The sequence below is a fragment of the Pseudoalteromonas nanhaiensis genome, assembly GCF_051235485.1.
GTDB classification, from domain to species: domain Bacteria; phylum Pseudomonadota; class Gammaproteobacteria; order Enterobacterales; family Alteromonadaceae; genus Pseudoalteromonas; species Pseudoalteromonas lipolytica_C.
This window is the reverse complement of sequence record NZ_JBPNYQ010000004.1, coordinates 75534-89133: the sequence shown is the minus strand read 5'-3', so window position 1 is coordinate 89133 and position 13600 is coordinate 75534. Positions and strand designations below refer to the sequence as shown.

Annotated in this window: 11 protein-coding genes; 4 read left to right on the top strand and 7 right to left on the bottom strand. The window is 39.2% G+C overall.

Annotated elements, in window-relative coordinates; translation table 11 throughout:
- Positions 1-4: 4 nt before the first annotated feature.
- From paeA to ACSFVZ_RS05680, 4 genes are all read right to left on the bottom strand, one after another.
- Positions 5-1294, bottom strand: a complete 1290-nt coding sequence (paeA, locus tag ACSFVZ_RS05695; RefSeq protein WP_199526902.1) for a polyamine export protein PaeA — start codon at positions 1292-1294, stop codon at positions 5-7.
- 130 nt (positions 1295-1424) lie between these two features.
- Entirely contained in the window at positions 1425-2123 is a 699-nt protein-coding gene (locus ACSFVZ_RS05690) for a substrate-binding periplasmic protein (RefSeq protein WP_435558328.1), read from the bottom strand.
- A gap of 127 nt (positions 2124-2250) precedes the next feature.
- Positions 2251-3360, bottom strand: coding sequence for an arginase family protein (locus ACSFVZ_RS05685; protein WP_435558327.1), 1110 nt, complete (start codon positions 3358-3360; stop codon positions 2251-2253).
- A 288-nt stretch (positions 3361-3648) separates the two neighbouring features.
- A complete protein-coding gene (locus ACSFVZ_RS05680; RefSeq protein ID WP_199526905.1) occupies positions 3649-4428 on the bottom strand; it encodes a DUF2189 domain-containing protein in 780 nt (259 codons plus the stop codon).
- A 145-nt stretch (positions 4429-4573) separates the two neighbouring features.
- Here ACSFVZ_RS05680 and udp point away from each other — a divergent pair, with 145 nt between their 5' ends.
- Positions 4574-5329 (top strand): uridine phosphorylase, encoded by a 756-nt coding sequence (gene udp, locus ACSFVZ_RS05675; RefSeq protein WP_435558326.1) that lies wholly within the window; start codon positions 4574-4576, stop codon positions 5327-5329.
- Here udp and cdd read toward each other — a convergent pair.
- Together cdd and ACSFVZ_RS05665 are read right to left on the bottom strand one after the other, a co-directional pair.
- The gene (gene cdd, locus ACSFVZ_RS05670; RefSeq protein WP_435558325.1) at positions 5326-6258 is read right to left on the bottom strand and encodes a cytidine deaminase; all 933 of its coding nucleotides are present in this window, start codon (positions 6256-6258) and stop codon (positions 5326-5328) included. The two genes, udp and cdd, sit on opposite strands and share 4 nt — an antisense overlap.
- Before the next feature lie 164 nt (positions 6259-6422).
- Positions 6423-6791 (bottom strand): hypothetical protein, encoded by a 369-nt coding sequence (locus tag ACSFVZ_RS05665; protein WP_435558324.1) that lies wholly within the window; start codon positions 6789-6791, stop codon positions 6423-6425.
- Between the two features lie 339 nt (positions 6792-7130).
- Between ACSFVZ_RS05665 and ACSFVZ_RS05660 the strand changes: the two genes are divergently transcribed.
- Positions 7131-9167: a tetratricopeptide repeat-containing sensor histidine kinase gene (locus tag ACSFVZ_RS05660; protein WP_435558322.1), complete on the top strand. Its 2037-nt coding sequence runs from the start codon at positions 7131-7133 to the stop codon at positions 9165-9167.
- Here the strand turns inward: ACSFVZ_RS05660 and ppc are convergent.
- Entirely contained in the window at positions 9164-11809 is a 2646-nt protein-coding gene (gene ppc, locus ACSFVZ_RS05655) for a phosphoenolpyruvate carboxylase (protein ID WP_435558321.1), read from the bottom strand. The genes ACSFVZ_RS05660 and ppc overlap by 4 nt on opposite strands.
- Positions 11810-12232: 423 nt before the next feature.
- On the opposite strand from ppc, the gene ACSFVZ_RS05650 reads away from it, so the two are divergent.
- The gene (locus tag ACSFVZ_RS05650; RefSeq protein ID WP_435558320.1) at positions 12233-12979 is read left to right on the top strand and encodes an SDR family NAD(P)-dependent oxidoreductase; all 747 of its coding nucleotides are present in this window, start codon (positions 12233-12235) and stop codon (positions 12977-12979) included.
- 10 nt (positions 12980-12989) lie between these two features.
- A complete protein-coding gene (locus ACSFVZ_RS05645) occupies positions 12990-13598 on the top strand; it encodes a flavin reductase family protein (RefSeq protein ID WP_435558319.1) in 609 nt (202 codons plus the stop codon).
- The last annotated feature ends 2 nt before the right edge of the window (positions 13599-13600 follow it).

Below are 13600 nucleotides of genomic sequence, written 5' to 3'. Positions count from 1 at the left end.
AGCCTTAATTGCTTTCTTCTGAAATTCGAGTAACTAAGAGTTGCTCGACCTTCACTCCTTCAACATCAACAACTTCAAATTTAAACCCGCCAAAATGTATAAACTCGGCGCGCTTCGGAAGTCGTTTCATCGTATAAATAAGGAATCCGGCAACAGTTTCATAATGTGATTGATCAGGAAACTCTTCTATCTCTAACACTTTAGCAAGCTCAACCACTGGTGTCAGGCCATCCACTAACCATGAAGTGTTATCACGTTGAATAATTAACTCTTCGCCCTGATGACTGATCAAATCACCCATAAAGCCTTTCATTAAATCTTTAACAGTGACAATGCCAACCATCAGTGCATATTCATTAACAACAACAGCAAATGGCTCAGCTGCTTTTTTAAAGGTATTTAATGCTTCAGAAAGACTGAGTGTTTCTGGTAAGTAAAAAATATCACGGCTGATTAACTCACTATCTATCTCAGCAGTTTGCCCTTTAAGTACTTTACGAAGGATATCTTTTGATTCAACCGAACCAATTAATTTGTCTAAACTACCATCACACACTAAAAAGTGATTATGCGGGTGCTCAATAATTTTGGTAGCGACTTCTTGGGCATCAGCTTTTACATCAAAAAATACAATTTGATCACGTGGAGTCATCACACTCGATAAAAACCGGGCCTCCAAATCAAACACATTGCCTATTAACTCATATTCCTGTTGCTGTAGGCTGCCATATTCAGCCCCAGCATCCATCATAGCAACGATGTCTTCTGTGGTAACAATATCTTCTCGTTCAGCCGGAACTTTAAAGGCGCGTAAAATTAAGTTTGTAGTGCCATTAAAGAACACAACAAATGGCGTTAATGCAAAGGTAACCCAACGCATTATAGACACCACATTGACAGCAACAGCCTCTGGCATAATCATCGCTAGGCGTTTGGGCAGTAAATCTGCAAATAAAATGAATAATGAGGTTATGCTAAAAAACGAAATCAAAAAGCTAATTTGACTTAGTAACGGGCCTTGATAAATCATCCCTAAAATTTGTTCAATATAAGGTGATAAAGCTTGCTCACCGACAATACCACCTAAAATAGCAATCGCATTTAAGGCAATTTGTATCATCGCAAAAAATGCCCCCGGCTGCTCTTGCAACGTTAATACTGCCTGGGCTTTTTTATTGCCTTCGTCGACCATGACCCTTAATTTTATCTTACGTGATGCAGCAATAGCTATTTCGCTCATTGCAAACAACGCACTGATCAAAATTAATATCATAATAACGAGTAAGTCACTCATTGTGGCTCCTAGTAAAAAGCATTCAGACTGTTGAATGCAAACAACTTTTTGCTCACTTATGCTGTTTAGAGTTTGGCGAGAATGGTCAAAAAGCAGCTGATTATAACTGCTTTATAGCAATCAACAAGTGCTATTTTAAATCACTGGAAACAAAGGCTTTATTGAGCTTATCTAAAGTCACTGGGTCGATATTTCCGTTACAAGCAAAGTATAAATCAGCGCGTGCAACAGGTAGCTGATAAACAGGCTCTAGAAAAGAAAGGCTTTGATCATTTTTACTTTCAAATTGATATTGTTGGTCACTTAATACCACTAAATCAACAGTTGTACGACGACTCTTAAGAATGTCGTAAATATTTTCAAAGCTATCAAGCAGGATTAACTGTTTATTTTCATTAAAACCCTGCTCTTTTAAATAAACATGGGAGTAGTTATTTTTTAGAACTGCAGTACGATATTTTTTCGCATCATCGAGGTTACTGATACTCAGCCGATTTGATTTAAATGCATAAAAAGATGCTGAAAAGCCTTCAAGTTTATGTATCCACTTAAATTTTTTCTCTCTGGAAGGAATACGTGCTAATGAAAAAATACACGTGTTTGCGTCACGTAAAGCAGCATTGTATGTAATTGACCAAGTATTAATTGATATGTCGTACTGCATCCCTGATTTTTCGAGGGCAGCTTTAACTTTGCCCACGACAGAGCCAACTAACTCGCCTTGTTCGTTCTGATATTGGAAGTTTGGAAAGTTTTCAGTTACCACTGTTATTGCTGCAAAACTAGGTTTAGCAATAATAAGCAATAACAAGGCTAGAGATTTCCACATCGCAGACAAACCAAATTTATAATTATTTTTTATAATAATATAGCGTGTAGTTAGGAATAATGGAATGTTTTTAAGACTAAGGAATGAGTAAGGGGAGTAACACACTCCCCTGTTGCATCAAGGCAAATTACTTGTTCATCGCAGCAATTAAAAAGGCAGAAATTTTTGCACCTTCTTTAAGCGTTGTTTCAGAACTCGTTTGACCAATCAAAGAGCTGTCTGTAAATGGTGCAATTTCCATCATATCAGCCCCAGTAATTGGAAACTCATCAGCTAAAGCAACCAAAATGTCTAATGCATGCTGTGGTGTTAAGCCACCTGCTTCAGGTGTGCCTGTCGCAGAAGCAAATGCCTCGTCTAGTGCATCAATATCAAAGCTCACATAAAGCTCATCAACTTTATCAGCTTTAAGTTGGGCAATTACTTCTTCAGCAACAGCTTTAGTACCACGCTCAATAATTTCATGCGCCCAATGTTGCTTAACACCAAAAGTCTCTTCCCAGTGTTGTTTCGGTTTACCACTTGAACGAATACCAAATTGAATAAGGTTACGCGGTGCAGGTAGGTACTCAAGGATATGTGTACACCATGAACCAAAACATAAATCGATACCTAAGCGCTCTACAAGTAAATCAGTGTGGGCGTCAAAATGGATAATTGCAGTGCGTTTACCTGCATCACGCTTTGCTTTCAAATACGCTTTAGTCAGCGGATAACTGATTGAATGGTCACCGCCAATCCCGAAAATACCTTTATCTGGGTAGTTGGCATAAAAGCCATCACACACATCTTCAGTGATAGACAATGGTGATACATGGTATTCGCTGTTTTCATCAGCATAGAGTGCTTTTTGACAGTTTGTGATTGTAGCTTCGTTTAGGTATTTATCATGCAATAAATGAGGAATAACACGAACGTCACCTAAGTCGAACGCGCGAGCCTGTGGTTGTTGATCAATTAAGGTAGAACGTAAAAATAACGGGCCCCAGTTAGCACCACGTAAAATACCCCCACCACAATCAGAGCTGATCCCAAGAATCACAGCTTTATGTTCTGAGTCGGCTAGTGTCTCTAATGACTCTTTCCAAAGAACGTCTACGTTCTCTGTCTGACCGTATAATTTTGTTCGTAAGGCATCTTTACGTTCTTTCGCTGTATTTACCGTAAAAACACCATCGCCTGGTGGGCAAAGACATTGACTTAGTTTTTCGTGAAATGCTTTTTGTGTGTTACTCATTTCTACTCCGCTGCTAAATAACTGCATATTCATTCGTAATCGTTAAAATTACGCTTTCTCATAATCTAGAAACCGCGATGCAAGCATCACATTTATCATGAGAAGAAGGAAAAATTAACCTCTTGAAATTTATAGTTTATTATTTCTAAAGAGACTCATTATGGGTGCTCAATAACTCAATGAGCGTGGTATTTTGGCAGGTATAACATGCACGGAGGGAAAGTCAAATTTTGCAGCAACCTATTAGATTGCTGCAATAGATTTATATTCAAGCAAGGTGAATACTCATTATTCGTAACCCCTTGGCTTCTTAGTTTTTATCACCGCAATGTAAGCATGCCAACTCGCGTAGCTCAATAATGGCATAATAACAATGAACCCTGCCGTTCCAGTGACAAATCCCAGAAATACCATGAATATTATTAAAGCAGCCCAAACAACCATTGCGCCTACATTGGTTTTTACTGCATTCATCGATGAGATAACCGCCGTCATTATATCTACGCGTCTTTCCATCATTATCTGCGGGGTAAATGCTGAAATAGCAAAGACTGTTACCAGCAAAATGCCGCCAACTATCGAGCCAAGCGTAAGAAACGCAGATAGCTGTTCAAAGCTAGGATCTACAACATTCGGATACAGTGCGTGGATCAATGCAGCAAGTCTCATCCACACAATCATAATCACCATTAATAATACTGCAAATCCCCATTCACCAGCGGGGTTTCTAAACATTGATTTTAAACTGTGCATTAAGGTCGGTTTATGCCCTTTTTCTAGCTCCCAAGCAACATCGTAAAGCCCAGCCGCAAATGCAGGGCCAATAAGAGCAAAGCCAACAACCGCTGGTAAAATTACAAGATGTGTATCAAATTGATACACAAAGTACATTATTGCTGCTGGTATTAGTGTAAAAACTAAACCGTACACTAAGCTTAGGATTGGCGCATTGGCAATATCTTTAAACGCTAAAGCAAGCCAATGAAACGGAGCAGCCATAGAAACATGAGCACTCTCTAAACAGCGAGCAAATTCATGATGTTTACTCATAGATGATGAAGCAGGCATAATAGGTCCTCTTTTATCGTTACATCTTTAGGTTTAGGTTATCTGTGCAAATCTTGCAACATTCGTAATCTAATAGGACATCTGTCCTGTACTTTAAACACGTATGATTAAAGTATTACGCTTTAGACAAAAATAAGGTTTAATAATGGAAAAGGTATTTCATTTAGGGCTCACTCGTGAGGACTTAAACGGTGCAACACTGGCAATCGTCCCTGGTGATCCTGATCGCTCTGCCCGCATTTCAACACTTCTCGATAACCCAAAGTGCTTAGCGAAGACCCGTGAATTTCATGTATATCGTGGTGAGTTAAATGGCCACAGCGTGGTAGTTTGTTCAACCGGTATTGGTGGGTCATCTACATCAATTGCTGTTGAAGAGCTTGCCCAACTAGGTATTGATACCTTTTTACGCATTGGTACAACAGGTGCTATTCAACCACACATTAATGAAGGCGACATTTTAATTAGCCAAGCATCTGTTCGTTTAGATGGTGCAAGTCATCACTTCGCGCCATTGAGCTACCCTGCGGTATCTGACTTTTTTGCAACACAAGCTATGGTTAATGCTTGTGATAATTTAGGCATTAATTTCCATATTGGCATTACAGCTTCAAGTGACACCTTCTATCCAGGCCAAGAACGTTACGATACCTATTCAGGCTATGTTCCTAGCTCATTACAAGGCAGCTGTGAAGAGTGGCAAAAGCTTGGCGTGATGAACTATGAAATGGAATCAGCAACACTTTTCACTATGTGTGCAGCACTAGGCTTACGCGCAGCGTGTGTTGCAGGTGTATTAGTAAACCGTACTAAGCAAGAAATTCCTAATGTTGACCACGGCGAGATTGAGAAAAAGTCAGTCGCCGTAGTCATTGAAGCTGCAAAACTATTGCTAAACTAATCTTTAACTAGCTTAGCAATACAGTGCTCAAATGCTGGTGGGTTATCAAAACTTGCCAGCACACTTTTAGCCACCTCATACTGATTTTCGGCCCCTTGTGTTTCTAACAAGGTGATCGACTTAACCGTCTTATCATCAAACTTTAACCCAGCAAGATAAAACTGACTTAAAGCACTTTGAAGCGGTGATAAACTTGGGCTGTAAGCCGCATTTTCAGCATAGCTTCCGTAAAAATTACCGTTTTCAAAAGTCGTGATTTTAACGCTACAGTAGTTCGCCGTATAAGGTACGTAAGCCTTTAGCGCTGTTTCAGCTAATTTCTGATCGAGCTCATTAACACTATCGAAATGACCGTCGTTTTTTTCCTGTGAGAATAAGCTTTCGTTATTCCCTAAGTCTGTTGGCCCAAACGAATACGGTAAAAGCTCATGTAAAGTAAAGTGTCTTTCAGGAAGTAATATTTCGAGTGATTGCGCTGTGCTGAGCTCATTCATAAACTGGCGACAGTATCCACAAGGGGCATCACTGATCGCAATTTTATCTATTGATTGAGCACCGTTTAACCATGCATTATTTATCGCAGATTGTTCTGCGTGAACAACTAAACTTAGCGCTTGATGAGAAAACTCCACATTAGCACCAAAATAGAATGTCGTTTCACCTTGCTGATTTTTACCTTGTGCAATAGCACCGACATAGAATTTTGAAATTGGTGCGACAGAAAACAAACTCGCAACAGGTACACACGCTTTTAAGAGTTGTGACTCTGTTAACTGATGTTGCTCACAAAGTAATAAAATATCAGCTTGAGATAAGATGCCACGTTGGCTTTTCAACTGACTAAAAAGAGATTGCTTTTGCTCATCACTGAAGTCAAAAGGTGTTGTTCTTGACACAGAATTAGATACGTCTTTCCTAGTTACTGTCATAACAAATTATAATTATTAATTGGCTAAACAGTTTAAAAGGTTATGCATTTAAATACTAGGTTTCAACGCGCTGTGTCTCGAAATTTACAACAAAAAAGTGTTAAATAGGCATTTTTTGTAAGCGCAAATATACACAGAAAATGAATTTCAGCTAGTTTCTCTGTTTATTGATGAACTAGCCAATTTTTAGCTTTACTAAAACACTCAAAATTCTCGGCTTGAAGGTTGTAACGTTTAGCTTTTTGCACAAATAAGTCATGCATAAAGCCATCGAAACTCACCACAATAGCTAATACAGCTCGCTTTAACGAGTTAGCAATCACTGGCATTATAGTAAACAAGTCTGTTGGTGCGAAGTCATGGGTTAACTCAGATACATCAACAAGAATTTTTTCTGACCCATATAATACTGAATATTGATGGGCTATTTGGTAAAAATTAATCACATCCTGTGCACTTGCAGTCCCTCTTAACGTCATCATCACTAAAGACGTCGATGCATCATAAGTGATGCACGTTGACACGTTCGACATAGGTTACTCTAAAATGCGTGGGTAAAGGTAAAATTAATGGTTGCTGAATAAAAGCCGGGCTATTTTATGGTTCTGCCTTGCTTAGTCAATACCTAGCAATAAAATAGGTATGACCAGTTGCAAAGTTCACACTTAAGGATTGGATTTATACCCGCAAATGTTACCTACTTTCATAATCTATTTACCTTTTGAACATGTATGAGTTTTCTAATCCATTATTAAGCTTTTTCGTATAACTCTATTTCTAATTAAAATCCATAATAAATAACCTCACATATGTAGACGAAAGGATTATGCACTTTCCATCCTTACTCTGGTTTGTATAAAGGATTATTTGTAATGAAAATTCGTTTTCTGTTTTATCTATGCTTGATGCTGTTCACAAGTACTGCTCTGTCACAAGCAATCACAGAAACTGAATTTAAGGAAATAGAAACCTCAATTACTAAAACCTATGCCAGCTCCCCTACCAATGCCCTACAGCTAGTCAATTCATTATTATCCTCCGACACAGTAATATTTTCATTAGAACAACGAGCAATAATCACAAATTATAAGGCTTGGTTTTTACTTGAAAACGATGAATTAGAGCAAGCCATGAAAACACTAGTTCATTTCATGGATATAGCATTACAGTCGAGTAATAAGGATTTAATGTATGGCTACTTAAACATATCTGGCGGTATTTATGCCCGATTAGGCATGTATCAAGATGCATTACACTATTATAGCGATGCATTACCTGTGGCAAAAACAATCGGAAAGCACCTTTTACAACAAACCGAAATCAATATTGCTCTGATTAACCTCAATTTAAAACGTTACCGTGACGCTACCATCGCTTTTGAACAATACAGAGATACCGCAAAAATAGAGAATCAGCCCCTAGATGAGTCGTTTGCAAGTACCCACCTTGCAATAGCGCTAATTGGTTTAGGTGATTTTGATCATGCATTAGATGTATTAAATGACGCGATAATATTACAACAACGCCACGATTTTACTGCTCATCTAAGTAAAAGTTTTGTATTGAAGGGAAAGGTATTACGTTTAAAAGGTATGTTAAATGAATCAGAAGAATTTCTAACTGATGCTGTAGAGCTTATAAAAACTCAAGCCTACAGCGGTGATTACCTAAGTGTGGTTTTATGTTTAGCGCAAACATACGATGCACAAGATTCAGCGAACAAAGCTCTAAATTTACTCGCTTCGATTGAAACAGATACTTTTAAGCTCTCTGATATCACGACTCAGCTTGAAGTAACCAAGTTGACTGCACAACTACTTGAAAAGCAAGAACAGTATGCTGAAGCACTGATTGCATACAAACACTATGCACAGATCAATGCGGAAATTTTAAAACGCCAAGCAAATGTTAATTTAGCTAAAGCGTTAGCGCAGGCTGATGCAAAAGCCAAAGAGCTCAAAATTGCAGAACTTACACGCGCAGAGCAATTAAAAGCAACAAAAGCGCAGGCGTTTAAAGATCTTACTATCGTCATATCAATATGCTTGGTAATTATCTTGTTTGGTTCTTTTATCGCGATAAATAATATTGATAAGCGAAAACAAGAACTTGAAAAGATACTAGTACAATTAAATGAAACGCAGGATCATTTAATTGAAATCGAGAAGATAGCCTCTTTAACCTCATTAGTCTCTGGCATGGCCCATCAATTAAATACACCAATAGGCACAATTGTCACAGCAAGCTCACTCATCGACGAATATTTAGAGTCTTTGTCAGATAAATTTAAACAACAAAACTTATCAAGCAAATACTTCCATGAATTTATTACCAACACCGACAAGGCCAAGGATCTTGTTATTTCTGCTATTAACCGCTTAGCAGGTATTGTTGAGGAATTTAAAGCACTTAATGTGTCTATTAACTTAGACAAACCCTTATCGAGTATTCCATTAAAAAACTTTATTCATCATAAACTAGAGCCTATGAGTAAATATTTAGGTAAGAAAATTACTTATCATGTTGATGGAGACAGTGTAGCCATTACTTCCTGCCCCTCAATTTTAGAGGATATTCTAAAAACTCTGGTTATTAATTCCTATGAACATGGTTTTACACATACAGCAGAAGGAAAGGTAGACATTACCATCCGCGCAGGTAATGACTATGTCAAAATTATCTATCAAGACAACGGCGTAGGTATTAAGGAATCAATCCTGCAAGAAATTTTTACCCCATTCTATACCACTAATTTAGGTGGCCATCACTTAGGGCTTGGTTTGAACGTGGTTTTTAATGCTGTGAAATATAACTTGAAAGGCAATATATGCGCCGTACCATCAAAGCACGGCGCACGGTTTGTGATTACATTACCAATCGATGCACGATTAGTTGACGACATCAATTAACCTGTATTACGCATACCTGCAGCAATACCAGTCATTGTAATCATTAGGGCATTATCGATATCACCTTCAGAGTTTTCATCTGCTGCACGTGAACGACGTAATAACTCCACTTGTAGTAAGTTAAGTGGATCAGTGTACGGGTTACGCAGTGCAATCGACTCTTTGATCCAAGGTTGGTCAGCAAGTAAGCTTTTTTGTGGGCTTAATGACTGCACCAGCTCAATTGCCTCACTCAATTCTTGGCGAAGCTTAACACCAAGTGGTTTATATTGCTCAGTTACCAATGCATCATCGTAATGAGCACTTAACCAACTATCGGCTTTACTAAATACCATTTCTAGCATCTCTAATCGAGCACGGAAGAAAGGCCATTTTAAACTCATTTCGTGAAGTGTCTCGATGCCATATTTATCTAAAGCAGCTTTAAGACCTGTTAACGCACCTAACCAAGCAGGCAGCATTAAACGGTTTTGGCTCCAAGCAAAAATCCATGGAATTGCACGAAGGCTTTCTACACCCCCATTTGGGTTACGCTTCGCAGGGCGAGAACCCAGTGGTAGTTTAGAGAGCTCTTGCTCTGGCGTTGCCATTCTAAAGTAAGGTACAAAGTTTTCATCATGACGCACAACTTGGCGGTAATGCTCACACGAGTCAGCACTGATAAGTTCCATCACTTCACGCCACTCGCTTTTCGGCTCTGGCGGTGGTAGCAGGTTACTTTCAAGTACTGCACCGGCATAAATATTTAAGCTTTGTAGAGCAACAGCTGGTAAACCAAACTTAAAGCGGATCATTTCACCTTGCTCTGTTACACGCAGACCACCTTTAAGTGAACCAGGAGGTTGTGAGCGAAGTGCTTGCGCAGCTGGCGCGCCACCGCGACCAACCGTACCACCACGGCCGTGGAATAAAATAAGCTCAATACCGCGATTCTCGGCTAATTGAACCAGCTTATCCATTGCTTCATATTGTGCCCAGCCTGCAGCCATCATACCTGCATCTTTTGCAGAATCTGAGTAGCCAATCATGACATTTTGTTGGTTTTGAATATGACCACGGTACCAGGTGTTATCAAGTAAACATTCAATAACATCTTTACCATTATTTAAGTCGTCTAACGTTTCAAATAATGGTGCAACCGGTAAGTTAAACTTACAGCCGCTTTCTTTAAGCAATAACTGCACTGCCAGTACATCAGATGCAGTACGAGCCATCGAAATAATATACAGGCCGAATGTTTGTGCATCTTGCGCTGCTATTACATCAAATGTATCAAGCACTTCTTGTACTTCAGGGCTCGGTTGCCAATGTTTTGGAATAAGCGGACGACGAGAGTTTAGCTCAGCAAGTAAGAATGCTTGTTTGTCTTCTTCTTGCCATTGATGATAATCACCTAAGCCTAAATAACGTGTTAACTCAGAGAAAACATCACCATGACGCGACGAATCCTGACGAACATCTAATTTAGCAAGGCGTAGGCCAAAGCTGTTAATACGACGCAGTACATCAAGCAGCAAGCCATCGGCAACTACCTTCATATTGGTTTTAATCAGCGAGCGATAACACACTTCGATTGGGTGTTTAATTTGCGCTATATCTGTAATTAAATCTTCAGAATCAGTACGCTTTTTCTTAATTTTAGCGCCTAAATGCGTCACCGTTTCGGCAATTTGATTCTTAAGTTTTTTAAGTACCGCACGATATGGTTCAAAGTCTTGGCCTGCAAGTTCAATAAGCTCATCACTTGCATCTGACATTGATAGCTCATTGCTTAGCGTTTCGATATCACGCGAATACAAATCAAGTGCCATCCAGCGGCCATGATCAAGTACTTGCTGTGTCACTTCAGCAGTTACAAACGGGTTACCATCACGGTCTCCGCCCATCCAAGAAGTGAACTCAATTGGGCTGTAATCAATCGGCAACTCTAAATCGAGCTCAGTTTTTACATCTTCGCTAAATTCACGTAAGAAACGCGGTACGGCATGCCATAAGCTATTTTCGATAACAGCAAAGCCCCATTTTGCTTCGTCAATTGGCGTTGGTCGTGAACGGCGAATATCGTCAGTATGCCATGCTTGGCTAATTAGCTGAGCAATACGGTTTAATAGGTCAGCACGTTCGCTTGGCAAATTGTCTTTACGCTCTAAAGATGCAAGACAATCACTAAGTTCAACGTGTTTATTAATCATAGTTCGACGCGTCACCTCTGTTGGGTGTGCGGTTAGTACAAGGTTTATGTGGAGTTTTGAGAGTGTTTGTGCCAAGTGATTTGGATCTACTTGACCTTGTTTTGCCGCTGTTGCTAACGCTTTTAATGTTTGAGTGAGAGGGTTTAGTTGGCAAAAGCCAATATCATTAAAACGCGATACGGTATGAAATTGTTCAGCAACATTAGCAAGATTCAAAAAATGATTAAATGAGCGTGCAACCGGTAATAGTTCTTCATCTGTGAGAGCGTGTAGTACATCGATAAGCGCTTGTCTGTCGGCTTCGTTACCACTACGTGACGATTTAGATAAAGCGCGAATTTCTTCTACCTTATCTAAAATGGCTTGTCCTTGTGCATCTTTAATGGTTTGACCCAGCATTTGTCCAAGCATACTAACATTACCGCGAAGTGCAGCATATTGTTCACTCATTCTCATACTCCTTTCTTTAGCTAAGTTGAAAGTACTTACTGCGCAGTATTTAACCAAGCACGAACGCAGCTAAATACTGATCCTTTCTATTAATATCATTGTCGGCGTTAATTTAATAGATCGAATTTTCTAACAAACTCGTAAAAAAGAATAACCAATCTATCAACATAAAAGTGTAATAAACACGCAGTTTGTTTTGATAGAAGGGTTAGCGACACACATAATTGGTAAAATGGACTTACCAATTAAATTGTCAAAATACGCGTAAATTAAGGCATTCTTAATATCAGTTTGGTCAAATTTTTACCGAGCCTTTTTATCTACTTTAGTTTAGGTAAATTAGATTCTAAATCGCTATCGCAATACTTATTGATGATAGATTGAGCTAAAAAAGTTTTTTAAATATTTTATAACAGGTCAAAAATGCAACTCTTTATTCTGTGCGGTGCAAGCAGTGAAATCGCTAAAGCCTATTTCACAACATTAAAAAAACAAATCAGTCGTGGTCATATCGTCACCATCAGCCGTAATAAATTTAATGCTAATTTTGATGAGACATCGAACAATGAAATCAGCCACCAGCATTTTATAACTGATTACTCAGAGCAAAGCTTAGGTGAAATTGCCAAAGAACTTGCCAACAGCCAATATGACTTAGCTCAACTGATGATATTTAATGGCCTATTACATGATCCAGATAATGCGCCTGAACGTAAACTTGAACAAATATCTGAGCAGCACTTTATCAATAGCATGCATACAAACGCCCTACTGCCAATTCGCTGTGTGACTTTATTCTCAACGCTTTTAAAGCCGCAAGTAGCAACAGTGATTTGCGCTCTTAGTGCGCGGGTTGGCAGCATTAGTGATAATAATCTAGGCGGTTGGTATAGCTACCGTGCCTCGAAGGCAGCTTTAAATATGTTATTTAAATCTGCAGCGATCGAACTTAGCAGGCGCTATAAACAATGCCACTGCGTGTTATTTCACCCAGGTACCACTGATACTCCGCTATCAAAGCCGTTTCAGGCAAATGTACCCGAAGGAAAGTTATTTACCCCTGAGTTTGTAGCCGAGCAGCTGTATTCATTGATAAGTGATGCTGATTATTTACAACAATCACCCAGCCCAGCCTACTTTGACTGGCAAGGAAAACCCATAGACTGGTAACAGGACAATTATGCATTTAACCAAGCAAGCCATTGTAGATCTAGAAAGCCGCTACCGCGCCCATTTAATTAATAGTTTGTCGGGATTTAAAAGTGCTAACCTAGTCGGCACACAAGATAGTAACGGCCAAACTAATTTAGCCATTGTTAGTTCAGTATTTCATCTTGGCGCACATCCCCCTTTAGTGGGTATGATAATTCGCCCTCATTCAGTGCCTCGCCACACCCTAGAGAACTTACTAGCGACTAAGCAATATACGATTAACCATGTCAACAAAGACATTTATAGCAAGGCGCACCAAACATCGGCTCGCTACGATAAAGACGAGTCTGAATTTGATGCTACAGGGCTTACTACTCAATACCTAAATAACTTTACGGCGCCTTTTGTTAAAGAAAGTAAGCTTAAATATGCTTTAGAACTCAAAGAACACCACCACCTTGCCATCAATGGCACGGAACTTATCATAGGTGAAATAACTGATATCTACTTAGATGAGGCGTGTCTGCAAGAAGACGGCTTTGTCGATATTGAAGCCATTGGCACAGTGGCCGTTAGCGGGCTTGATAGTTACCACGTAACTGATCGTTTAGCCCGCTTAGCCTATGCTAAAAAATGAAT